The 22,913-nt window shown below is 42.9% G+C and carries 17 protein-coding genes and 1 pseudogene; 8 read left to right on the plus strand and 10 right to left on the minus strand.

Annotated features, from left to right (window positions below; all coding sequences use genetic code 11):
* The first annotated feature begins 255 nt into the window (after positions 1-255).
* On the plus strand, positions 256-1,506 hold the full coding sequence (locus KJB35_RS27430; RefSeq protein ID WP_025768983.1) for a DEAD/DEAH box helicase: 1,251 nt from the start codon (positions 256-258) through the stop codon (positions 1,504-1,506).
* A gap of 151 nt (positions 1,507-1,657) precedes the next feature.
* Here KJB35_RS27430 and KJB35_RS27435 read toward each other — a convergent pair whose 3' ends face one another.
* Positions 1,658-2,074, minus strand: a complete 417-nt coding sequence (locus tag KJB35_RS27435) for a VF530 family DNA-binding protein (RefSeq protein WP_005375544.1) — start codon at positions 2,072-2,074, stop codon at positions 1,658-1,660.
* A 418-nt stretch (positions 2,075-2,492) separates the two neighbouring features.
* Between KJB35_RS27435 and KJB35_RS27440 the strand changes: the two genes are divergently transcribed.
* Positions 2,493-3,950, plus strand: coding sequence for a DUF3360 domain-containing protein (locus KJB35_RS27440; protein ID WP_025768982.1), 1,458 nt, complete (start codon positions 2,493-2,495; stop codon positions 3,948-3,950).
* 131 nt (positions 3,951-4,081) lie between these two features.
* On the opposite strand, the gene trpB is transcribed toward KJB35_RS27440, so the two are convergent.
* The 4 genes and pseudogenes from trpB to KJB35_RS27460 form a co-directional block, all read right to left on the minus strand.
* A complete protein-coding gene (trpB, locus tag KJB35_RS27445) occupies positions 4,082-5,305 on the minus strand; it encodes a tryptophan synthase subunit beta (RefSeq protein WP_213907614.1) in 1,224 nt (407 codons plus the stop codon).
* Positions 5,306-5,705: 400 nt separating this feature from the next.
* Positions 5,706-6,014: pseudogene (locus KJB35_RS27450) on the minus strand (S1 RNA-binding domain-containing protein); the annotation flags it as partial.
* 359 nt (positions 6,015-6,373) lie between these two features.
* On the minus strand, positions 6,374-6,586 hold the full coding sequence (locus KJB35_RS27455; protein ID WP_005375644.1) for a cold-shock protein: 213 nt from the start codon (positions 6,584-6,586) through the stop codon (positions 6,374-6,376).
* Positions 6,587-6,892: 306 nt separating this feature from the next.
* Complete coding sequence (locus tag KJB35_RS27460) at positions 6,893-7,141, minus strand: hypothetical protein (protein WP_005375646.1); 249 nt, start codon at positions 7,139-7,141, stop codon at positions 6,893-6,895.
* A gap of 289 nt (positions 7,142-7,430) precedes the next feature.
* On the opposite strand from KJB35_RS27460, the gene pcp reads away from it, so the two are divergent.
* The 4 genes from pcp to KJB35_RS27480 all read left to right on the plus strand — a co-directional run bounded on the left by pcp (position 7,431) and on the right by KJB35_RS27480 (position 11,043).
* Complete coding sequence (gene pcp / locus KJB35_RS27465) at positions 7,431-8,069, plus strand: pyroglutamyl-peptidase I (protein ID WP_213907615.1); 639 nt, start codon at positions 7,431-7,433, stop codon at positions 8,067-8,069.
* Positions 8,070-8,266: 197 nt separating this feature from the next.
* Positions 8,267-8,530, plus strand: a complete 264-nt coding sequence (locus KJB35_RS27470) for a hypothetical protein (RefSeq protein WP_005375648.1) — start codon at positions 8,267-8,269, stop codon at positions 8,528-8,530.
* A 63-nt stretch (positions 8,531-8,593) separates the two neighbouring features.
* On the plus strand, positions 8,594-9,580 hold the full coding sequence (locus KJB35_RS27475; protein ID WP_172563871.1) for a GTP-binding protein: 987 nt from the start codon (positions 8,594-8,596) through the stop codon (positions 9,578-9,580).
* Positions 9,581-9,750: 170 nt separating this feature from the next.
* Entirely contained in the window at positions 9,751-11,043 is a 1,293-nt protein-coding gene (locus KJB35_RS27480; protein WP_053350644.1) for a DEAD/DEAH box helicase, read from the plus strand.
* A 64-nt stretch (positions 11,044-11,107) separates the two neighbouring features.
* On the opposite strand, the gene KJB35_RS27485 is transcribed toward KJB35_RS27480, so the two are convergent.
* From KJB35_RS27485 to KJB35_RS27495, 3 genes are all read right to left on the minus strand, one after another.
* Positions 11,108-14,101: a DUF6701 domain-containing protein gene (locus KJB35_RS27485; RefSeq protein ID WP_285357780.1), complete on the minus strand. Its 2,994-nt coding sequence runs from the start codon at positions 14,099-14,101 to the stop codon at positions 11,108-11,110.
* 306 nt (positions 14,102-14,407) lie between these two features.
* Positions 14,408-15,247, minus strand: coding sequence for an arginase family protein (locus KJB35_RS27490; RefSeq protein ID WP_025768977.1), 840 nt, complete (start codon positions 15,245-15,247; stop codon positions 14,408-14,410).
* A gap of 6 nt (positions 15,248-15,253) precedes the next feature.
* Positions 15,254-15,988 (minus strand): IclR family transcriptional regulator, encoded by a 735-nt coding sequence (locus KJB35_RS27495; RefSeq protein WP_005386192.1) that lies wholly within the window; start codon positions 15,986-15,988, stop codon positions 15,254-15,256.
* 347 nt (positions 15,989-16,335) lie between these two features.
* Here KJB35_RS27495 and KJB35_RS27500 point away from each other — a divergent pair, with 347 nt between their 5' ends.
* The gene (locus tag KJB35_RS27500; protein ID WP_285357778.1) at positions 16,336-17,808 is read left to right on the plus strand and encodes an EAL domain-containing protein; all 1,473 of its coding nucleotides are present in this window, start codon (positions 16,336-16,338) and stop codon (positions 17,806-17,808) included.
* On the opposite strand, the gene modF is transcribed toward KJB35_RS27500, so the two are convergent.
* The gene (modF, locus tag KJB35_RS27505; RefSeq protein WP_285357776.1) at positions 17,796-19,250 is read right to left on the minus strand and encodes a molybdate ABC transporter ATP-binding protein ModF; all 1,455 of its coding nucleotides are present in this window, start codon (positions 19,248-19,250) and stop codon (positions 17,796-17,798) included. The genes KJB35_RS27500 and modF overlap by 13 nt on opposite strands.
* Positions 19,251-19,535: 285 nt before the next feature.
* Here modF and KJB35_RS27510 point away from each other — a divergent pair, with 285 nt between their 5' ends.
* Entirely contained in the window at positions 19,536-21,086 is a 1,551-nt protein-coding gene (locus KJB35_RS27510; RefSeq protein ID WP_285357774.1) for a PAS domain-containing methyl-accepting chemotaxis protein, read from the plus strand.
* Positions 21,087-21,384: 298 nt separating this feature from the next.
* Here KJB35_RS27510 and KJB35_RS27515 read toward each other — a convergent pair whose 3' ends face one another.
* Positions 21,385-22,908: a reverse transcriptase domain-containing protein gene (locus KJB35_RS27515; protein ID WP_213911051.1), complete on the minus strand. Its 1,524-nt coding sequence runs from the start codon at positions 22,906-22,908 to the stop codon at positions 21,385-21,387.
* Positions 22,909-22,913 lie beyond the last annotated feature (5 nt).

Genomic DNA, 22,913 nt, shown 5'->3' on the forward strand with positions numbered 1-22,913 from the left:
GTTATGTTATAACATTTTTCTACCCCAAATGAGCTGAAATCAATTTCGAAGTGGATAATAGATTCGTCGCGAACGCTACCATCTTGGTCGTAGAGTATTGGTTACCGAAACCATTAACTCATGTTAGTGAAAGGAAATTCCTGAACCCTATAGTGCTTCTTTCACCAATCTTCTGTTTGGCCCATTATTTCTAACATCCAGACGCGAAATAGCATAAGATACACGGCCTTTACTAGCACTGAGCCACTCATCGTAATGATAGATAAAACACAGCAAGCGACATTTGCCGATCTTGGCCTGATTCCAACATTAGTCGAGCGACTAGAAGCGTTGGAATACAGCCAACCGACGCCCATTCAATCCCGTTCTATTCCTGATATCCTTGAAGGGAAAGATATTATTGGTGGTGCCAATACGGGGTCTGGTAAAACCGCTGCTTTTTCGCTGCCAATCTTGCAAAAAATTGTTCAGCAAGACGAATCAAACAATCGCCGTGGCAACTTCGTTTCCCACCTGATTTTAGTACCAACTCGTGAGTTGGCATCACAGGTGGCATATAACGTCAAATCTTACTCATACCATCTCAGAGATAAGATCAAAACGGTTGCCGTATTTGGTGGTGTATCGGTGAACCCACAAATGCTGGCGCTTCGTGGTGGCTGTGACATCATTGTTGCAACGCCGGGTCGATTACTTGATCTGGTATCCAGTAACGCGATTAAGTTGGACCAAGTAAAAACGCTTGTTCTTGACGAAGCCGACCGAATGTTGAGCCTCGGATTTACCGAAGAACTGAATAAGATTCTTGCGTTACTGCCAGAGAAGAAACAGACGCTGTTATTTTCTGCAACTTTCCCTGATAAAGTCACGACGCTGGCTCAGCAGTTGCTCCGCGCCCCTGTTGAAGTTCAGTTGCAGAGCGCAGAAGCCAGCACTTTGGTGCAGCGCGTGTTTAGCGTAAATAAAGGTGAGAAGACGGCGGTACTCGCGCACTTAATCAAACAGCATCAGTGGCGACAGACTCTGATTTTTGTGAACGCTAAGAATGCCTGTAACCATTTAGCTCAAAAGTTGTCAAAACGCGGTATTACCGCTGAAGTTTTCCATGGTGATAAAGGGCAGGGCGCTCGTACTCGTGTCCTTGACGGTTTTAAGTCTGGCGAGATTCAAGTTCTTATTGCCACCGATATCGCAGCACGCGGCCTTGATATTGAAAAACTTCCAGTGGTGATTAACTTCGATCTTCCGCGTAGCCCTGCTGATTATATGCATCGAATCGGTCGTAGTGGTCGTGCTGGTGAAGTAGGTTTAGGATTATCTCTTATCGATTACGACGACTACCACCATTTCAAAGTGATAGAAAAGAAAAATAAGTTCCAACTTGAACGCGAGCAGGTAGTCGGTTTTGAAGTGGAAGACGATCAGAGTGAAGCCTACTTTTTACCAATGAAGCCGCGAGCGAAGCCGGCAGGTACGGGTAAAAAGAAGAAAAAGCGTAATCAATAGAAAACGTAAACTACATGTGAGTTTACTTACGGGAGTTGTTAGAGAAAGGGAATGCTCACTAGCTTGAGTCTTCGCTTCTAGCCATTCCTTTAAAGAACAATAGAGCCCTGCTGGAGCTACCAGTAGGGCTCTATTGCTTTTCAAGATAGTGTTATTGGCGACGAGCAGGGCGTCCGCGAGGTGAACGCTTTTTAAATGCAGACGCTGCTTTGGCTTGTGACTTAAGAATAGAGTCAACGGTTAGCGGCATTGGCTCTTTAGGTTCAAGGCCATGAGGGAAGGTACGAGCTCTTGGTGGTAAGTTGTATTCTTCTTCGCTCGCGCGTGGCATGCGCTTAAAGCGATAAAGGTAAAAGTTTTCTAATTTTTCTCTCGCCCATTCGGTTTTCTTTAAATACTTCACGCTACTTGCAATCGAAGGCTTAGTGTTAAAGCAATTAAAACGCATTGCTGTATCTAGAATGTCCCAGCCGTAAAAATCCACTAACTCTTGCAACATAGTCTCTAGCTTTAATCCGTGCAGTGGATTGTTCTGTTGCAGCTCGATTCTCTCTTCGTCAGTCATCATTTTTAAGGGCCTTACTCATTAAAGGGCGGAGTTTAACAAAGTATACAATGCAGAGATATCTATAGTTACTTTGCGATGGATGCGAGCACAGTGATCTCTACCTTGAAAGTATAAATCGGAATTGGCCGTTCTACTTGGCTCTCTGCTCAAAAATGACTCATAAAAGTTCAAGCGTCCTAGTTCGATGTTAAATTATTGTGTAATAAGTGAGATTTTTGTTGTTCTTTTACTAATGTCTAATATTCCTACCCATAGCAACACATGCTTAATAAGCTCAAAATCAAAATTGGTTCATGCCGCTTTCTTAGTATGGCCTAGAAGTTTGATGTGGGTGTTGTCTCGTATTGGTCGAAGGCCTGTCTACCAAGCGAAACTCTAGTTGACGTAGTTCAACGTTGAAACATAAAAGGATGACTCAATGTCTGACAAAAGTAAGACTTTTTACAGGGATGTGCGCAAAAAACCGCATGAATTTGAAAACCGAGAAGACTTTCTAAATCATGATTTAACCGTCATGAGTTTCCGTCGCTGGGGAATTCATTTGCCCTCACGTGATTACAGTATTGAAATCGAAGACTGGGTACCGGCATTAGCAGCAACCATTGGTAAAGTGGTTATGGTCACTGCCATGGTTTCCGCTTTTTCTGCTCAGTTTGGTTTATCTCCGGAATTCATTGCAGAAAACGTGCGTTACGAATTACTTATCGCTGGAGCCCTGTTCGTCATCCTGTTTTCTGCCATCCTAAACCCGAATGCAAACTTAGCGGGAACCCATGGCCCAATGATACCGCTGATTCCTATGATTGCAGCTGCAGGAGGGCACCCTCTCGCGCTAGGTTTGATGGTATGTGTTTTTGGGTTAATTCTCGCCTTAACCAAAGGTGGCTCTAAACTCATGACTCTTACTGGTATCGGGGTTCGAGGAGGGTTGTTGATCTACCTTGGTGCCGTTGGGTTGCTCGGGCAAATTAATAAGACGGAAGCGTGGGCTGCAAGTACGGACCAAGGTTACATTTCGTTTGTGGTCATAGGCCTAACCGTTATGGTTTACGCTTACTTAGCCAAGATCAATAAACGTTGGCTCGCTATCCCATTGTGCTCTGCACTCGCGGGTATTGTTGCTTATTTGATGGGCGCTGAGTTTGCTTTTACCACAGAACCGGGCCTACCTAATTTCAGTCCATTCTACTGGTGGGGGGAAGATACAGGCTGGCAGCTAGGCTGGCCAACCCTAGAGCACTTTATTGCCGTGACTCCATTTGCTCTACTGGCAGTCGCTATGTGGTCCCCTGATTATCTCGGCCATCGTGTGTTTCAAGAACTTAACTACCCAAAAGAAGCGAAAGGTGTACTCATGGATGTCGACGACACGATGGTCGGAGCATCTGTTCGTCAGGGGGTTGGTTCACTCTTAGGGGGCGGAAACCTAGCTTCTTCTTGGGGAACGTACATGATTCCTGCCGCAATTGCCAAGCGTCCTATTCCAGGTGGCGCTCTGTTGACGGGTTTCATGTGTATTGCGGCGGCGGTAATTGGCTACCCAATGGATCTAGCAATGTGGGAACCTGTTCTGCGCGTTGCTTTGATTGTGGGTGTATTCTTACCACTCCTTGAAGCGGGTATGCAGATGATCCATAAGCATAAAGATTCACTCAGTGCAGGTATCTGTATTTTTGCCTGTGCATTCGTTAATCCAGTCTTCGGTTGGGCAATCACGATGCTGTTGGATAACCTCGGGCTTATCGGCGACCATGAGCGTGCTAACGAACTATCGCGCAAAGATAAATATCTGATTCCTGGCACTGCGTTTATCGTATGTGCAGGCTCCCTTGCTATTGTTGGTCAGCTTCCAGGCATTCCAGCTCTTATCGGTTAATCGAATTATGCTCTAAAGGTATAGTGAGAGCAGTGAGTAAAGGGACTTGCTTCTTAAAATAGTAGACAAAAACAAAAAGCTACCTAGTACCAGGTAGCTTTTTGCATGTAGGGTTAGGCTACGGAGTTAGGCTATATGAGTGATTCAATGCCGTATTTTGCGCCGTAGTGTTCAACGACAAAATCAATGTCTTTGTCACCACGGCCTGATAAGTTGATCAAAATCGAGCCGGTTTCTCCTTGCTGTGCGAGTTTAATTGCGTAAGCGACAGCGTGTGAGGATTCAATAGCAGGGATTATTCCCTCTTCACGAGACAGCTCAAAGAAGGCATCAATCGCTTCGTCATCACTGATTGAGCCGTAATTGACACGGCCAATGTCTTTTAAGTAACTATGCTGAGGCCCAACCGATGGGTAATCCAAGCCACTTGCTACAGAGTACACTTCCTGAGGTTCGCCTTGCGCATCTTTAAGCATGTAAGACTTAAATCCGTGCATGATACCTGGCTCACCGAGTGTGAGTGTTGCAGCATGCTCGCCAACCTTTTGCAAAGAGCGGCCCGCAGGTTCAACGCCGTGAATGGCGACTTGTTCATTCTCTAAGAAAGCAGTAAATAGCCCCATCGCGTTAGAACCACCTCCAACGCATGCGACGAGATTATTGGGTAACTTGCCGGTCATTTCTTTGAATTGAACTCGTGCTTCGTTACCGATAATTGATTGGAAATCTCTCACCATTTTAGGGAATGGGTGAGGGCCAACGACAGAGCCTATCGCATAAAGTTGTGTATCAGGATCTTTCAGATAAGCTTCGAATGCAGAATCTACCGCTTCTTTGAGGGTTTTGCGCCCATGAGTGGCAGGAATGACATTAGCACCAAGGATTCTCATGCGGACGACATTCGGATGCTCTTTGGCGATATCAACTTCACCCATGTAAATGTCGCATTTCAAGCCAACCAATGCCGCGGCTGTAGCAAGCGCAACACCGTGTTGCCCTGCGCCAGTTTCTGCAATTAGTTTCTTCTTACCCATCTTTTTAGCGAGAATGGCTTCCCCTAAGCAGTGGTTAATTTTATGTGCGCCTGTATGGTTTAAGTCTTCGCGCTTTAGGTAGATGTCTGCTCCGTATTTTTTAGACAAGTTTTCCGCATGGAAGATTGGGCTAGGTCGTCCAACAAAGTGCTTATACAGGCGAGCGAGTTCCGCTTTAAATTCAGGATCTTTGCTGCATTCCTCATAAGCTGCGTTGATGTCATGCATGATTTGTTCAAGCTCAGGTGGAACAAAACTACCACCGTATTCACCAAAGTATCCTTCTTCGTTGGGCATAGTGAGATCAAACGAGTTTTTCATTATTTACATCCTAGTTAGCGAAAGTATTGATACTTTTATACCCAAAATTTAGAAGTGGTTGTGTGATCAGTTGCTTAAATCAGAGTTCGCGATCTAGTGCACTAGTTAAAAAGTACAGCTTGTGTAGGGGATAATAGTTGTGATGTAGAATCAGGTGGTTTGAATAGGTGCAAAAAAGCCTCGAGAGATCCTAGGCTGTCATAAGAACCTCTCGAGGCAAACAGAGTGCTGGAAATACACTCTGCGATGGTGTCTGGAAACAAAAATTAGATTCGTTTCCTTTGTCAGATATTAGGGTTTTAGAATGAGTCGATGTCAGCGAAATGTCACAAGTTAATTGCGGTATTAAAAGCTTATTTTTTATTTTTGATTAATGGATTAGAAAGTAACCTAAAACAGACTAACCTACCGTGTGTTCTGCATCTTTTAAATTGAACATGATCTTTCTTTGTTTCGAATCGACGTTTTTAACCAATACGTGCACTTTAGTCCCTAAAGTAAACGTGGTGCTCTGGCTAGAAATTTTTTGTTTGACTGCATCAAATTCGAACTCACCATTTTGGAAACTTGATAAAGGAATGAGACCTTCGATTCGGTTTTCCTCTAACTCAACAAATGCTCCGAAGTGTGTGAATCCAGACGCTGTCCCTATAAAGTGTTGTCCGATAAATGGCTTCATGTAATGGCATTTCAGTGCAAACTCAATCTCTCAGCTAGGGATAATGTGCTCGTAATTATTAGAATTTATTGATTGAGCAGATATATTTAATTTCATTTTTTCTCTTATATTCGCCAATCGCTTTTATTTTATAAACTTTATTTTTATGAGCAAAGCATGAGGCGAAGTGATTCAGATATGAATGAGATTAATTTAGTTCCAAACTGGAATTGCAAGGTAGGCGGTGTGATTACCTAAAGATGTATACCAAAGTGACTTTATTGAAAGTGATTAATGATGGTGTGGGAGAGGTAAGTGATTTGGGTATATAAACTTAGATAGAGAATAGTAAGGGCAGTAATAAGTGGAAGGGGATTGTGGCACCAACAACATTGATGCCACACAAAGAATTACAGTGCAGTTACTTCAGCTGCTTGTAAACCTTTGTTACCTTGTTCAACAACGAACGATACTTTTTGGCCCTCAGTAAGAGTTTTGAAGCCTTCAGAAACAATAGAACGGAAGTGAACGAATACGTCATCACCGCCATTGTCTTGAGAAATAAAACCAAAACCTTTAGTTTCGTTGAACCATTTTACTGAACCAGTTAATTTATTAGACATAGATACCTCTATATTTGATTGTTTTAAATATTGAATTTTTAGCTAATATCAAGTGCTACTATATGATTTTAGAGATAACTATTTTGTCGCAGGAACGTAAACGAGGAATTCGATGTGGAACTGAGAGAAACTTTGATCTTTAATTACATTAATAGCTCTTTCCGTAAGAGCTGATGTGCAGTATACCGACAAAATTAATAAAGGCTAGCCTTTTCTTTTTTATTTTTTGAGTACACCAAGCGCATTGCTTTCAAAGCATACGCTTGGTGTATAAGACGGCGTGATGTTATAGGTGGCGTCGAGCGCTTAGTGTTTTCTGGTTGGGCCGTTACGAACGATGTCTTTACCATTGTCATATACGTGCTGCGAAACCCAGCGACCGAGGAGCAATTGGTGCTTTTCTCCTAATACGGCAACAAATGGACGGCCATCGGTATTAGAGGTGGCTAGCGCAACGCCAGTGACACCTTCAAGACCCAGAGCGCCGCTTTCTACTAAATGCAGAAATGCCTCTAACTCTTCAATCGTTTCGATTACATGGTTATCAATATTCATTGTATTCAATCTCTTCGAATTGCATTGCGGTCGCGTACTCTACCTAAGTTAAGCGTGGAAACCAAGCTTCTACGTGCGTCATGTAATGAGAGAACCTTGCCCTGCCACTAATCATCAATAAGTTAGTCTCGATAGTCCGGAACTTGCCTAGATTCAATGAGGCAGAAAACACTCTCTGGTTAGACATGAGTCACATAATGTTGTCTGGTTTATCTCATCAATACTTTTGCTATTGGATGGGGTGAAGGGGAGTGCAATAATTTGTGAAACTCTTTTCCTAAAGGCTGTTATGAAGAAAGTCCTGATTACCGGTTTTGAACCTTTTGGTGGTGACGCCATTAACCCCGCCTTAGAAGCGGTCAAGCAATTAGAGGCCGCGGCCATAAAAGGAGGTGTGATAGTTACTTGCCCAGTCCCCGTAGTTCGATATGACTCGGTGAAAGTCGTTATTGAAGCAATAGAAGCGCACCAGCCAGACTGTGTGATTACTGTAGGGCAAGCGGCCGGGCGTAGCGCGATAACCCCAGAGCGTGTCGCAATCAATGTCGATGATTTTCGTATTCCAGATAACGCTGGTCATCAACCGATTGATGAACCCGTGGTGGCTGATGGTCCTGATGCTTACTTCTCGACACTACCGATGAAGCGTGTTGTGCAAACATTGCAAACGCAGGGTATACCTAGCCAGATTTCCAACAGTGCTGGAACATTTGTATGTAACCACCTTTTTTATGGCATCCAACATTACTTGAAAGACAATCCGATTCGTCACGGGTTTGTTCATATTCCATTATTGCCAGAACAAGCAGCAGATGGCAGTCAGCCTTCTATGTCTCTGGAGATGATAGTCGAAGGGCTAAGGCTGGTGGCGCAAGTTTGTATTGCCAATGAAAACGACATATTGGTCAGCGGCGGGTCGATTTGCTAGTAAGTGTTTTAAAATCCAGTAAGTATATGAAAGATAATAATAAGCTCGTCGTTTGATGTTGTAGTAAATGTTAGCTTTGTCAAATTTCACAAGTAGCGAAAGGAGTAGCATTGAATAGTCAGGTTGGATGTTGTTCAAACTGGCACTCCCCTAATACAGGAGGTATTAGGGGCTACCCTTACGAAAGGCGAGTTATCATGAAAAGCAACAAAAGTAAGTCTATCGCACTTATCTCTGTCGTTGTTTTCGCATTGGCTATCGCTGCGCTTAAATTCGAAAACACACTCGGAGTTCTTCCCATTGTAGTCGCTATTATCGCGTTTTTTACTTGCGTTATTTATACCAGTAGATACCTGTCTGATATGAAGCGTTCGGAGTTGATAAGTCAACCCAAACAAGCTCGAAAAATGTGTTCCAACGCATCACGCAATGAGCTTGATGCGTGCGATAAAAAGCGTTGAAGCGAGTCACATTCTCCGTATACTTTGCTGGAGCATTAATGCACTAACGTGTCGGAGATAAGCATGTCAAATCGAGTACCAACCAACATACTGACCGGATTTTTGGGTGTCGGTAAAACGACCACGATTTTAAATCTACTGAAGAACAAACCGGAAAACGAAAACTGGGCGGTTTTGGTCAATGAATTTGGTGAGATTGGCATCGACGGTGCATTGATGACCGACCAAGGTGCGCTGATTAAAGAAGTGCCGGGTGGCTGTATGTGTTGTACGGCGGGCGTGCCAATGTCGGTCGGTATTACCGCGTTACTGCGCCAAAAACCGGACCGTTTATTGATTGAGCCGACAGGCCTTGGTCATCCAAAACAGGTTATCGCGACGCTTACCTCACAGCAGTATGAACCTTACGTTGATCTAAAAGCGACGATCGCTCTGGTTGATCCGCGTAACTTAAGTGATGAAAAATACCTTTCTAACCAAAATTTCGTGGACCAGTTAGACAGCGCAGATGTGGTTATAGGCAGTAAGGTTGACCTTTGTACCAGTCACGACATTGATGTGTTTAATGACTGGGTGACGGACCAATCTCCCTCAAAAGTATTCAGTAAGCTTATTCATGATGGTGAGTTACCGATAGAAGTCTTGGATATCGAACGGGTTTACGGCAGCGCTTCTTCCCATATCGAGTCACATCATCATGACCATGCTCACCAAGAGCCTCAATTCCAGTTGCCGCCAGGTGAAGCCTTTGTGCGTAAAGAGAACAAAGGGCAAGGGTATTTTAGTTGCGGGTGGTTGTTTGGGGCAGAGTACACGTTTGATTTTGATAAACTCTTCTCAATGCTTTCGGACTTAACGGCTGAACGTGTTAAAGCGGTGGTCAACACGGATCAGGGGTGTTACGCGTTTAATGTTGCCAACCGAGTCGTGTCGGTGAATGAAATCAGCTTAGAAGGGTTTGAATCACGATTAGAAGTGATAGATTCTCAGCTGTTGCCATGGGATGAACTTGAGCAAATTCTCCTTCAGTTGTCTGGCATCAAGCGTTAAATCGAACAAATGTTAAACGGAAACGGTGAGCCAGCAATCTGTCTGTGTTCGCCGTTTTTGCTTTTGTAGCGTTTCAATGAGAAAAGTGAGATAAATCACTCAAATTCGGGTATAGTGCACGGCTAAATTTTTAAAGCTATTTTTAGTGGTTTGTTTAAGGAATACGCTCAATGTCATTTTCATCTCAAGGTTTTGCGCCAGAAGTGGTTAAAGCACTGGCAGAATGCGGTTATGAAAAGTTAACGCCAATTCAACAGAAGGCGATTCCAATGGCTCGCAAAGGCCATGATATTTTCGCTACAGCACAAACAGGTACTGGTAAAACGGCTGCGTTTTCTCTGCCTATGATTCAGCAGTTGTTAGACAGTAACCGTAGCGCTTCTCGTAAGACTGCTCGTGCACTTATCTTGGCTCCAACTCGCGAGCTTGCTGAACAAATTGCTGACAACATCAAAGCTTACACGAAGTACACCAATCTGTCGGTGGCGGCGATTTTCGGTGGCCGTAAAATGTCTTCTCAGGTTGCGGCACTGGAAAATGGTGTTGATATCCTTGTGGCTACACCTGGTCGATTGGAAGAACACATCGAACAAGGTAATGTCTCGGTGGCACACTTAGAGTTTTTGGTGTTTGATGAAGCAGACCGTATCTTGGATATGGGCTTTATTCATGCAGTTCGTAAGATCATGCTAGATGTGGATACTGATCCGCAAATTATGATGTTTTCTGCAACGACTTCGAGCCAACTAAATCTGCTAGCAAAAGATATCCTGCGTAAGCCTAAGCGTATTGAAGTTGAGCGAGCGAATACGACAGCACAGACAGTTGCTCACGTGTTATATCCAGTTGATCAAGAGCGAAAAACGGAACTGCTTTCGGAACTGATTGGTCGTAAGAACTGGAAACAAGTGTTGGTATTTGTGAACTACAAAGAGACCGCAAACGACGTTGTAAAAGAGCTGAAACTTGATGGTATCAAAGCGGTGGTTTGTCATGGTGACCGTGCTCAAAGCGCTCGTCGTCGTGCGCTAGAAGAGTTTAAGTCCGGTAAAGCACGTGTCATGGTGGCTACCGATGTCGCTGCTCGAGGTCTAGATATTGAAGATTTACCTCACGTTGTGAACTATGACATGCCTTTCCTAGCGGAAGATTACGTTCACCGAATTGGTCGTACAGGCCGTGCAGGTAAACAAGGTCATGCCGTTTCATTTGTAAATCGAGATGAAGAACTCACGGTTGTTCAGGTTGAAAATCTAATCCAGCAGCGAATTCGCCGTATTGAGCTTGCTGGCTATGAACCAAAACAGCGTGAATCTTACATTGAAAAGCTGCACTCAAAACCAGCATTCAAGAATCGTCAAGGTCGTCGTAATAACCCGAACCAGTCGGCAACAGACCAAGGGTCGGCAGAGCGTCGTCTTGCTATGGTGAAGCGCCTGAAAGCGCGTCGTGGCGCAAAGTAAATTACACAGTCTGTGTGAAAAGAGCCCCTCAATTGAGGGGCTTTTTTTGTTTTGTCGTTTCGCGTTAATTTAGGCCAAGCATATTTGGCTCACCACGATAAATAATGCGATCGTTTCCTCGGTGAATACCAAACGTAACTGTAACAGGTGGATTTTCCTCTTCACTTGTCGTGTTATCCCAATCGTATTTCAGCCAAGGGATGCGATTACCTGAGCCGTCTAAATCCAGGTGGAATTGTATTTGCTCGCGTGCTGAGTCAATTTGGCTTGCAACGATATCGGTCATTCTGCCAATACTCATCGTTCCAACGCCAGAAAGCAGGGCGTTGTTTGCTAGCGCATGAGACCAAATTGGCGTGCTGAAGTAATATTCACCACTCGCCGTTGTTGAGCTGTCATCGAAGTTAGTCGTAAATCGACCGTTTTGCCAAATTTCCACATCAAGTGGCACTTTGATCACCATGCCTTGGTTGCCACCTACATCTTGAAAGTTCAAACGACCGAATCGAATGTCTGGTTGTTTTGTGAGCACTTCGCTATCGTCGAAGAAGTTTACCTCATCAACGGCTTTAGTCGTGACTAAACCTATTTGGCTGCTGTCACTGTTAGTCCCTTTATTAAATGGGCCATCAGGGTATTGTTTATCTGTCGTGTTCTTTTTCCAACATGGGCTATTGTTACAAGTCGCATTGGTCGAGGGCTTCTCGATCACAAACGTTCCAACACTCGCGCTACCCAGTAGTTTCCAGTCTACCTTCTTAGGCTTAGGCGGCAAAAACCGATCGGAGTATGAGCTTAGCTCGCCTAAGTCGAAATGTTGTTGAAGGTTAGATGAAAAGTGGACGTAGTTCTTCACGTTTTCCTTATTCGCATTGAGTGCGACAACATCGTAAGTGACTTTCTCAAAAGGTTGATTCATGTAAGCAAAAGTTTGGCCATGTGGGTAGTGCCATTCTTGGTCTTGCACTTGAAAATATTTTGGGTAAAAACGACCGATGTAACGATAGCTTTCGTTAACAGTCATACCTAGATATTTACTTTCTAGGTTTGCTTTTACTCTCAAGCTCCCGACTTCTTCCCAATATAATCCATTAAAGACGAATTGATCATTCTTGGCTGAATTATGCGCCTGAGCCAGTGAGTCACTACTTTTTAGCAATTTTGAGGTTTGGTTCGCTGTCTCTGATGGCGTATGTTGCTCACTCGACAAGACAACCGATGCTGCTGGAGCGTCATCAAGCATAAAATTACGGGTGATAGAGGCATCACAATAACGTGCTGATTCAACAGAACCACTTACAGAGCCGTCAGTTTGCCAAATGATCGGCTTCACTGTTAGAGAGAAAAGTTCTCCGGCGGCAATAAACCCATCTCCTTGTTCAGAGGTGCCAGAAGGCAAAGCACGTTGGTTGTCACAGATAGCGAATGTCCATGGTCGCGAGTGCACATTAAATGTCCCTTTCACTTCCACTTTGCCTTCTTCAGGGCACTCTTCAAATCCCTCACATTCAAAATGATCGGACAATGTCACTTCAAATATGCCGGACTCGTTCGTGACAAGACCATGTTCAGACAAGCCGTCTTTAAATTCCGCTGAATAGCTAAAGTTTCCTTCACTTCCTCCTAATGGTTGAACCAATGGATGAAAAACCTTAGGAGTACCATTGTAGTTGCTTGCGACTACAGGTTCGCCGGTGGAAGCACAAGCAAGCAATCGCGTATGCACGTTTTCTGGTTTACCTGCAATAACGCGTATTTCATTTAAAGTGGCGCTTTTCGTCTTTGAGTAGGCCTCAAACATAAATGGCGTAAACATAAAGCTAACCGTTTGATGCTTGCTGGTGTCTTCTGCCATAGTGAAAGTCAGCGTGTAGTTAGTACCTAACGCGATGGTATCAATATCGTTCGGGACCATTCGAACAACGAGCTCACCATTGTCGTCAGACATAAATTGGTTTGCTTTTAATGTCTGCTGACCTTTGATCACCTCTAAAGTGAACAAGTCAGGGTGTGATAGGGCTGCACTGACTTCTGCGCTTACAACTTCTCCATTATTGGTTGTCATTGCTGTAAATTGCGGAAGATCGTCGCCGCACATCAGTGCCATGTCGTCCGATGGTGTGACGCTGAGGTCGAAGTCGTTCTCTGATGGAGGCGTAATTTTACATTCAGGGATATAAGAAGGAATAGGGCAAGTTGTTGGTGTTTGATTTGCGTAACTACAATTGGGTTCATCAATGCCACAATAGTGGTTGAAATTTGAACTTGATTCTAGGGTGGCTGTCACACTACCACAAATAGAAGTATTGGAGTTATTAATTGAAAAATGCATTGCCGAAATAGCTTGCTTATTCGCATATATTTTGGTCGTGCCAAAACCTGTATCTACAGTATGTCCCTGAGATGTCAAAGAACCAAAAACTGTCGTATTATTAAGATTTATCCCCGATAGAGCATTAATGTTGCCCACAACTATTGGTGTATTAGAAAGCGACGATTCCAGTTGATTAATTTCTACTTTTGTTCCTTTTGATTTGATATCACCGCAGAACATACCAGATTCGATGTACACGTCACTTTGAGCAATGATGTTGCCATTAAGGACGTTGTGCTCTCCGTAAAACTCGACAGAACGGCCATTTCCACCAACACCATTGGTTTCTATATCTCCTTCGATTTCACTATCAGTTATTTTTATAGAACCTAAAGCAGAGACATTACCTAGTACGTAGCTATTACCATTAATTTTTAACCAAGTTCCTTTAGCTTTGATGTTTATAGGGCTTTCCTTTGAGCCTATGACATTCTGCCCACGGAGTGTTATGGAACCATGAGCGGTTAAAGACGATGAGCTTTGACTACTATTTATAATTTGATCGCCTTTCGGGAGAACAATATTTGTAGTGCAATCGTAAGTAGAACCCGTTACATGAATGGTTCCGTTTTTACAAAAGGCAACATTAGTGTTTGACTTGATATCTGCTAAGTCATAAGTGGTGGCGTGTGAGGTTAGCGGTAAAAAAAGAACCGCAGTGAAAATACTGCAAAGACGCATCATCAAATGTCCTAATGAGTGGAACAAGATGGCATCAAGCGAGCGTGAGCAAATGCTCACTGAAATTGGAATAGCTGCGGTACTTTTTGTTTTGAAGCCGCTTAGTTATTGAACTTTGGTTATTTTTTATTTCGTATGTCATACCAAAGTTTAGCGGCCTTATTACAACGTAAGTGTCAGGTTAGTTCAAGAGGTAAGTGTGATGTGTGTCGATTTATATGTGTAACTATTTGTTAGTTAAGGATAATAAGTAAGCATGTTGGTTCAGAATCAGGAAGGACGCGATCCTGATTCTGAATGTTTATAACGCTAGGCAGCGTGAACGATGAGTGGGGCCATCTGATATAACTCTTCGAGTATGGCTTTCGTTTGTCTCGAATACACCAGACAATCTCGATCGCCAACGAGCTGAATTGCTCGCACTTTACCTGCAACCAAACATTGCCTAATCGTGCGTAGAACCATTTGGATATCAATTTCTGACGCGCCATCAAGGCTGTTTTTGGTTTTTAGAGATCCAAGGTCGATACTAATGATTATTTGGTCGCAGTGGTCTAGGTAATTGCCGATCTGTTGCTTAACATTATTGCGATGACGAAAAGAAAACTCTTTATCGGTTACCCAGTCACAACCTTGATCCTCCGCGTATTCCCACGTTTCTTGCTTTGTATCTTGTTCGCTAACACCAGCAAAAAATAATCGCACGTTTTGATAGCGAGAAAGAGCAAAATGAAATGCCGAGCCTAAACGTGGTTCAAGTGTTGGTTTCAAGTTCATGTCATGTCCAATATTTACCACACCCACTTCGTCTCGATAGGACACGACCACAGGTAACATGGACAAGATTGCCTCGGTACAGTTAGTTACTAAAACAGGAATTGAGTGGCGAGAAAGCGAAAGGCTTAATGCTTCCTGAAACTCGCCATTTTCCAGCTTGTCGTGGTTGAAGTGACCAAAGTTTTCAGCGGTTTCATGATCATGCTGTTGGTATAGCCAATCGCTAGCATTTTCCAAACTTTGATCAGCTAATTCAAACGCACCCTTCGACATAGGAGGCAAATACTCACACACTGTCATAAAAGAAAAAGGGTAATGCTGCGGCTGTTTCACTGTGTGATGGAGTTTATAGCGTTTGAAAAAGCTTAACATGATGAATTACCTTTCTGGTGGTAGTGCCCTTGCCGCTTGCAGTACATGTAAAATAATGCGCTGCTTATCCTTTTCGACTCGGTGGGCCGGAGCCATCACCGAGACTGCGCCAATCAGTTTGCTTCCTTTCATTACCGGTGCGCTAATACCTGAAACACCAGGGTCAATCTCAGAAGTACTGACGGCATATCCGTGTTTACGGATGGTTGTGAGCTCTTTTTCCCACTCGTCGCGTCGGTGATCTTGATTAAAGTATCTCAAGATTTTCTCGCATCGACTTTGAGGCATAAAAGCGAGCATCACTTTAGATGAGGCACCGCGCAGCAGAGGTTGACTTTGACCCTGGACGAAGCTGCAACGCAGCGCCTGCATACTTTCTTTCTGTCTGACACAAAGCGCACGATAACCCGCTGGTACCATATAAGCGGCCATTTCCCCGGTTTGTTGTACCAACCTAGCCAGTATGGTTTCGACCATGTCGAGCCCATGTTGCGCGGTCTCATAGCTGTGCATGAGTAATAATGCCGCCGGACCAACGACAAATGTCTTGTCGTGAACGCTTTCTTCGATCAAGTTCCACTCTTTAAGCAGTTTTAAGTGTCGGTAAAGGCTGCTTAAAGGAACGTTCAATTGCTCGCTTAGCGTTTTCGCAGAAACTGGGAACGGACTAACTGCAACTTGCATTAACAACTGCAGTGATTTTTCGTTTACCTGGTTAGCATTAGCTTTGTTTGTCGTCATGAGAGTGTTGTAACGTGTTGTAGGAGTTACGACAAATATAATTCTTAATCACTGAGAAAAGAAAAATAATTTTAATGGGTAATTCTTACATGATGAGAAACAGACAGGTAAAGACTTTCGCAAGTACCGATAGACATAACATGGTGTCGAATTAAAGTCTCAGGTTTGAGGCGCTTGATACTAAATTGGAACAGGAGTGATTAAGACATTGTTTAGTTTGCGGTATTACTCAGCGTTTCGCATACTGAGTTAATCCAAACAAATAATGTTAAAAACGTGAGTTGCTAGCGGGTATCGGAATCGAGGTACCATCTCAGTAAATCGGTTTTATAAAAGGTTACTTTTATATGCTGAATAAGGCGATTTTTAAAAAAGCCATCATTTTTCTTCTGCCTATTCCTTTGGTTATTGGAGAGGTTTTGTATTTAGCTCGTGAAAGCGTGCAAAACAACCTCAATCATTTATTAGAAAAAAATGTGCAAATTGCAGATGAAATTTTATTCCAAATAGAGACAGAAAACCGCACGGCGCTGCTACACCCTGAACGATGTGAAGAGCTCCAGCAAAGCTTAATGTTTGAACGAGATATTGAAGAAATGCTCATTGTGAAAGAGGGAGTCATTACTTGTTCTTCGAAATTGGGAAGTATCTCTAAACCGTTAGCTGAGCACATCACCTTTCCCAAGGGACAAACGCTAGCGCTTGGTAGTGTTGATAGCTTGTACGATCAGTTTTTGCTAGTGGTAACGGAAGGAGAGTGCGGTTATCAAGCCGTAACGATTATCGATCATGACTACTTTAATGCGACAATAGGGTTTAACAACGATTTACGCCTAAAACGTTCTGCGCTGTTTATCCATGAGCAAGTTTCACCTGAAGGAGCATTAAGAGCGGGAAGTAATCCTATCGGTATCAAATCGTCGCAAATGTTTGAGTATGAAGCTTTGAGCGAAGCCAGCGATCTTTTCGTCAAACAGAGAACACTTTCCTATTTTTTGTACTCAATTCCAATTATTTTCGTGATCTACCTTTGCTTGTATGCGTTGAATAAGTTTATTGATCCTCATCGCAATTTGATACTGGATCTTAAAAGAGCGATAAAAAGAGGAGAGTTGACCCTGTATTACCAACCGCAAGTTAACGTTGATACCGGCCAGTTATTCGGGTTTGAAGCGCTAGTGCGATGGGAGCATCAAAGTAAGGGGTTCATTTCTCCGGATGAGTTTGTCCCTGCGGCAGAGCAAAGTGGATTGGTTTTTTTACTTACTGATTTCGTTCTGGATAAAGCGGCAGAGGACTTCAGTAAATTAGGCTTTGATCAGCCTGTCCACCTTGGTATTAACGTGCCGCCTGGTTATTTAGTCGGACCAAACGCGATCAGAAAAATTCAATTGCTCGACAGACAGTTGAGCCGAAACAAAGTCTCATTAGGGGTAGAGATAACGGAGCGTCAGCTCATTGATTCAGAGGCGAGAAAATGCATTGCAGCGCTGCGAGTGCATGGTATTGATGTGCTGATCGATGATTTTGGAACTGGCCAAACCTCGTTAGCATTTCTACAGCACATGCGCATAGATTACTTAAAAATCGATAAGTGCTTTGTCGAAACCATTGGTATTCCTAGCCTTAGTGCTTCTGTCTTAAAAGCGATGGTTCACTTCGCGGAAGAATTACAAGTACAATTGATCGCTGAAGGCGTGGAAACCATAGCGCAAGCTGAACACTTAAAGCAGATGGGAGTGAGATATCATCAGGGATACCTGTACTCCAAACCATTACCTTATGAGCAGCTTGCGCAGCGAAGTCATTATGATTGGTAGACGTTAGCTCTATAACACTGAGCATTTTCATCAAACACAAACTCTAACTCATTTTTGATGCTATCTAAGCGGTCTTCTTGGTAGTGAGACACATACAATAGTTGGCTTAAATTCTCTCTAGCGATGAGTTCAAGTGTGTTCTTAACTAACCGTCTACCCAAAAAATCTAACCCTTGATACGGCTCGTCCAAAATCAATAATGTGGGTTGTTTCACGATGGCTCTTGCAATCAGTAATAGTCGCTGCTGACCGTACTCTAATTGCTTGAATGAGGTTTTTTTGTACTGGCTCATATGTAAGATATCGAGCCACTCGTTTGCAATATTCATCTCTTTGCGAGTTGGCTGGTTATACAACCCAATCGAATCGTAAAATCCTGACAAAATGACTTCTAATGCGCTGCAATTGACTCGATATTGGAGGTGTAGCGCTGAAGACACCATGCCGATATGCTGCTTAATTTCCCAGATTGTCTCGCCAGTACCACGCTTTTTACCAAAAATATCAATGTCATTGCTGTAGCATTGCGGATGATCGCCAAAGATCAATCCAAGTAAGGTACTCTTTCCACAACCATTTGGGCCTTTGACCTGCCAATGTTGGCCCTTGTCTATGCGCCAGTTCAAGTCAGTAAAAATCTTCTTATCGGTGTATTCGACAGCCCCATTCTTTAGTTCAAATATTGGGTTGTTGAATGGCGTCGAGTGCTGATGCTGACGTATCAAGCTCATCATTTCTTCACTCTGTTGCTTTGACTGAGATTTAATTTGTCCAATGATTGGATGATTATCCCAACTGGACTTATCCATTGTACTATCAAGCTTTCCTGCACTGAAAAGCGCGATGCTATTGATCCACTCAGGCATGTCAGATTCGCGAGAGAAGGTGACCAGTAGCTGTACGGTTTGAGAAAGCGAGTGTAAATAGCGAGCGAGAGCAGCTCGGTGCTCAATATCTAAGCCAGTAAATGGATTATCGAGTAATACTAAGTCAGGTTGTGTGGCTAAAGCTCGGGCGAGCATTACTCTTTTGGTTTCTCCGGTAGAGAGAACGCGGAAGCCACTATCTTTAAGATGACTTAGGTCGAGATCATTAATTAGCTGTTCAGTTAAGTTAGTGTCTTGGCTCTGCTCTAGGATTAATGAATAAACAGTGCTTCCTTGGTCGATACGATCAAGAAAATCCGTATCATCCTTTTTTAATTCTCTTTCCAGTAATCGCTGTTGCTCTGATAACGACACTTGCGCAACGGACAGCCCATTTAGCTCAATTTCCCCACTATCTGGTGACATTTCATCACAAATAAGGTCTCCAAACAGAGAGCCAATATCTCCATCCGCGCTGAATATCCCCCAAGACTGCTGAGTGTTAATTTTCCAATCGTCAATAAACAAGTGTGTCGTGTTTCTCTTAGCTGCAAGCTGACGAAAGTGAATAGTCATTGTGTTTGTCTTCCTTGTTTTCGCTTTAGTGGATTACTTATAACAATTTACGAACTCAGTACGGAAGGGCTTTTGTGTATTAATTTTGAACAGTGCTCAGTCTTGTACATATTAACGAAGCCTTGTATTAGAGGATAAAAATGCGACTAGAGTCATTAAGTAACAAGTAAGCTTGTCAATAATTTTGTTTTATTTTTGAATCAACCTATCATTATGCATGTAAATGTTATGCTGACAAATTCATATTTGCCGTTTGTTAATTGATCAATGTAAGGACACATGTTTATGAGTGAAACGGAATACGATTACCCCTCGAGTTACAGCCTAGTTTCCATTACCGATACCTCCAGTTACATCAAATATGCCAGTGAAAACTTTAATGAAGTAGCGGGGTTTGATGAAGGGGAGCTTATCGGTAAACCCCACAATGTTGTGCGTCATCCTGATATGCCAAAACAGGCTTTTAAAGATTTATGGACTCACCTGAAAACTGGCAAACACTGGATGGGAATGGTCAAAAATCGACGTAAAAACGGCGGCTATTATTGGGTTGACGCGTTTGCTTCTCCTATAAAATCTAATGGTGAAGTTGTGGAATACCAATCAGTGAGATTTAAACCTGAGCGTATACACATCCAGCGAGCGGAAAAAGCGTATTCGAAGCTTCGAAATAATCGTAAGCCGTGGAAAATGTATCTTCCTCGTACACGTTTGTGGATGAGATCGGCCTTCTTCCTTTTAATTTCAAACCTTCTTGGCTTACTCATTCTACAAATGAATCAATCACCAGTGATAGCGTTTGGCGTTGTTGCGTTACTTTCCGTTTTCTCAATTTATGTATTAACAAGGCCAGTTGAGAAGCTTGCTAGACAGGCTAGGCAAGACTTCAACAATCCGCTAATGGAGTATATTTATTGCGGAAAAATTAACGATCTGGCTGAAATTGAGCTGGGTATGAAGATGCGTAAGCAATTTGCAGATGCGCTATTAGGGCGAGTCGGGGTGTCTGTAAAAGACTCTTGCGAAGAAACGCGTGCAAGTGCCAACAGTGCTGCGACTAATAGCCAGCAAGTGACGGAAAACTTGAGTGCACAGAAAGTAGAGATCGACTCGGTCGCTACAGCGGTCAACGAGATGCAAGCCTCTTCATCTGAGATATCAAATAATGCTCAAGCGACGGCCGATGCTACGCTAGAAGCGCAGAACACGATGACAGATAGCCGTAGCGTTATCGATAATGTTAACCACTCGGTACTAGAGCTGGTGGATGAGCTCGGCGAAATCTCTAAAGTGGTCATGCGTTTGAACCAACAAACCGAGCAAATAGGAACCGTTGTTGAAGTGATCAATGATATTGCTGAACAAACCAACTTATTAGCGTTGAATGCAGCAATTGAAGCGGCGAGGGCAGGCGAGCAAGGGAGAGGGTTTGCAGTCGTTGCGGATGAAGTGAGAACCCTTGCTAAAAGAACACAGGAATCGACAACAGAAATTAAAGCGGCCATTGAAGGAATTCAAAAGGGCAGCAAATCAGCGGTTTCTGCGCTAGAGAAAGGCAATGAAATGTCGACTGGAACGGTAACATTATTAGGCACGGCTTTAGAAAGCATCCAACAGCTACAATCTCTCGTTCAGGATGTAGTCGAGCGAAATCAACAAATTGCGGTAGCGATAGAGGAACAGGTTTACGTAACGGATGAGATTAACGAAAACATCCAGTCGCTTAACCTAAAGTACAGTGAATCGTATGATCTGATGATAGAAACGAATCAGATGAACTCTAAAGTGCAAAGTTGTACCAATGACCTGTCTGAAATGATTAAGAAGTTTGCTTAAACTTTAGAAAATCGAAGTTAAAAGCCCGCTAAACATTAGCGGGCTTTTAACTGGAATATAGTGAAGTGCCGGATTCGTTTACGAGCGAGGATTTCTAAATCTCGTTTTTTAAGAGCTAAAACGACGAAAGCTCGCAATAAATGCGAGCTCTCTAAATAAGTGGCGGAGAGATAGGGATTTGAAAGCTATGTCCGCAAGATTAAAATGCTTATTTTACAGTGACTTATGCTTATGGTTCAAAAGCCGAATTTGCCATATGTCTGGTACAGATAAAAACATGTTTTTTTCTATAAATCAACTAAAACGCTTCTCTTACCCATTTTGCCACTAAACGATCAATGAATACTGGTGATGAGCTCTCTGTGGGTTTGAGCCAATGGTTTTTCTCGTCACTTGGAAGCACTTGAGCGGCCATTATAATGGCCCTCTTATCCCACTCACCAAAACTATAAAGAGAATCCTTCTTATCTCTAACCCAAGACAAGTTTTTAGTAGAAATGGCCGCCTGAGCTTGATTACAGATGTTATTACCATTCATAACAAAGCTGTTCAGTTCTGGTACTTTCAAAAGGTTAACGTTATTCGATATGTACCACTCATACCACGTGCGGACTAACTCTCTTTGCATAACATCCATTTGACTAACAGCGACTAGGTTGTCTTTCCATTCGGTAACGAAGTCGTTGTCTGATACAGCGCTCAGGTACAAACATACATCGTTAACTATTGGAGCAAAGAATTCGAAATTTTCAAAAATAATCAGAGCTAATTCTTTGATCTTGAAAGTTTTAGCTTTACGAACTAATGCTCTGGACAAGCCTAAATCTAAATACTTTCTTTCAAGCACCCTATCAGCAAGAATAGTGATCTGCTCAGAAGCGATAATTTTTTCATCGTCAATTGGAATTTCTACCTCTTCAGATTCCCCCGAATATGGATTAAAAATCTCAAGAGTTTCAAACAGCTCCACTCGCTCCAACTCGTAGTGGTTGTGTAATATCTCAGATACATACTTGTCAGACTCAATTATCTTGGTCTTTTCTGTTGATAACGTAAGCCTATGAACCTTATACAAATATAGTGTAAGCTCTTCCAACACAGTAAGCAGGGTTTCTTTTGAATTTGAAAACACCCTGAAGTCATCAACATATCGAGTATGGTAAACTCCCTTATTGATTAAAAAGCTATCTATATCCATCATCACGGCTTCTGCCATGACTATGCTTGCGGCTGGGCCAACTGGAACGCCTTGAGATGTTTTACCGTTTATATTGGATATAAATCTTTCTATATCATCAGCCAAAGGTTTAAGTGCAGCATCTGCGTACTCTATAGCATTGTTTAGTCTGTGGAGATAAATCTGGTTGTAGAAGTCAGTTATATCGGTCGCCAAAACATATTTATAATTGTCAGCCAAGTGCTCAGATTGATTTGTGAACTCCCCAAACCCATTACCACTTGAGAAAAAGCTCCCATCTTTAACGCTAAATCGATATGAACATGCGACATGCTGAGCAGTGGGAATTCTCGCCTGTTCGACTTGTGTAGCTATCGAATACCCTAATGCTGTGTACACTAGTGTATCAATAGGGTCTAGTTGTTGAACTACGCGAAAGCCTCCACGGGGCTTTAAGGAAACAGAAGTTTTTGGGTTGGTCACCCAAAACTTGTTTATATTTTTTGAAAGAAGCTCTTTTTTTACATCTTCCCAGGAGTGCCACAACGCGCCAAACTCCATTGCTCTAGGGAAAAAGTCGGAGTCATAAAATTTCTCTATATGCTCACGAGCAAATTCCAATGAATCCTCCGTCAGTTTAGTCATGCTTA

Origin of the sequence: Vibrio sp. D431a, assembly GCF_030248655.1 — a bacterium.
GTDB lineage: Bacteria > Pseudomonadota > Gammaproteobacteria > Enterobacterales > Vibrionaceae > Vibrio > Vibrio alginolyticus.